This window comes from Candidatus Planktophila sp. (genome assembly GCF_040402315.1).
Lineage (GTDB): Bacteria > Actinomycetota > Actinomycetes > Nanopelagicales > Nanopelagicaceae > Planktophila.
In genome coordinates this window covers 1-1,866 of the sequence record NZ_JBBAMU010000059.1, presented here as the reverse complement: position 1 = coordinate 1,866, position 1,866 = coordinate 1, and the positions used below count along the sequence as shown (strand labels likewise).

The following is a 1,866-nucleotide window of genomic DNA, read 5'->3' as shown; positions in this document are numbered from 1 at the left end:
CGACCTCTTCCTTATCAGGGAAGCGCTCTAACCAGGCTGAGCTATGGGCCCGCTAGACGTACTTTCGTGCGTTTCGCAGAAGCGCAAGGTTACTTGAATATCATCAAGTAGCCAAAACGGCCCCCATTACCACAGGCGTGAACCCTACTACTTTTGCTCCGAAATCTCATCTTCGCTGTTGCGGGTCACAGATAACAGGGCCACACCAACATCTAAGTTAACCAGACGAACTCCCATTGAATCGCGACCAGTTTGGCGCACTTCAGCTGCTGGGGTTCGCATGACAGTTCCAGCAGATGTGATTGCAAGGATTTCATCTTTATCTTCTAATACAAGTGCGGATACAAGTGTTCCGCGAGAATCTTCATCAATCTTTGCCGCCTTTATTCCAATGCCGCCACGACCTTGTAATCGATACTCCTCGATCGGAGTTTTTTTGCCATAGCCACCATCGGTTGCAGTAAATACAAATGCACCTTGCGTAGATTGCGAATCAACGCGCGCCATTGTTAAAAGTTCATCACCCGCGCGAAATTTCATTCCGATCACACCGGAAGTTGAACGTCCCATCGGGCGAAGAGAATCATCATCGGTGGTAAAGCGAAGTGACATTGCTTTCTTAGAAACAAGCAGAAGCTCATCGGCATTACGGACAAGAGATGCCGAGACCACTTCATCTCCAGGTTTCAATGAAATTGCAATCAGACCACCTGTCCGAGGTGAATCGTATTCAGTCAGTGGAGTCTTCTTTATTAGTCCACCTTTTGTGGCAAGGACTAAGTAGGGGGCCGCGTGGTAATCCTTAAAGGAAAGTACTTGGGCAATTTGTTCCTCTGGCTTAAATGCCATCAGATTTGCCACATGTTGTCCGCGGGCATCGCGGCCCGCATCAGGAAGCTCGTGCACCTTTGCCCGATATACGCGGCCCTGGTTGGTAAAGAACAAGAGCCAATCGTGGGTAGAGGCAACAAAGAAATGATCAACGACATCATCTTGCTTTAGGGCCGCACCTTTAACGCCACGACCACCTCTGCGCTGTGATTTATAGAGATCAGCGGTCGTGCGCTTTGAATAGCCGCCGCGTGTGATGGTCACTACGACATTGTTATCCGGTATCAAATCTTCAGCCGAGAAATCACCTTCACTTGCCACAATTTGGGTGCGGCGGTCATCGCCATATTTAGTAATCACGTCACTGAGTTCGCTCTTGATGATCTCGCGCTGCTTACCTTCCGATGCCAAAATTGCGTTAAGTTCGATGATGTCAACCATCAGGCCTTCGTATTCATCGTTAATCTTCTGACGCTCAAGTGCTGCGATCCGGCGCAACTGCATATCAAGAATTGCATTTGCTTGGATCTCATCAACATCAAGTAACTTCATCAAACCTGTGCGCGCTTCTTCCGGGGTCTTTGAGGCACGAATGAGTGCAATCACGGCATCGAGTGCATCGAGTGCTTTGAGATAACCCTTAAGTATGTGGGCGCGTTTCTCTTTTTCAACTAAGCGGAACTTGGTGCGGCGGACAATGACTTCAACTTGATGCTCGATGTAATACTTAATGAATTCATCTAAACGCAAGGTACGTGGAACACCATCAACGAGTGCCAACATATTGGCGCCGAAAGTATCTTGTAGTTGAGTCTGCTTATATAAGTTGTTAAGAATTACCTTTGGAATTGCCGAGCTGTGCAAGACAATAACAAGGCGCTGGCCTAAACGTTCGTTTCCTTCATCGCGCACATCTGCGATTCCCTTAATCTTTCCATCTTTGACAAGTTCAGCGATTTTAAGCGCCAAGTTATCTGGGTTCACTTGGTAGGGAAGTTCAGTAACAACTAAGCAGGTGCGCTTATTAATCTCTTC

At 47.7% G+C, this 1,866-nt stretch carries 1 protein-coding gene; it reads right to left on the bottom strand.

Annotated elements, in window-relative coordinates:
• Positions 1-147: 147 nt before the first annotated feature.
• The coding region (locus AC9UEP_RS05930) for a DNA gyrase C-terminal beta-propeller domain-containing protein (protein ID WP_509545072.1) at positions 148-1,866 on the bottom strand (1,719 nt) is incomplete at its 5' end.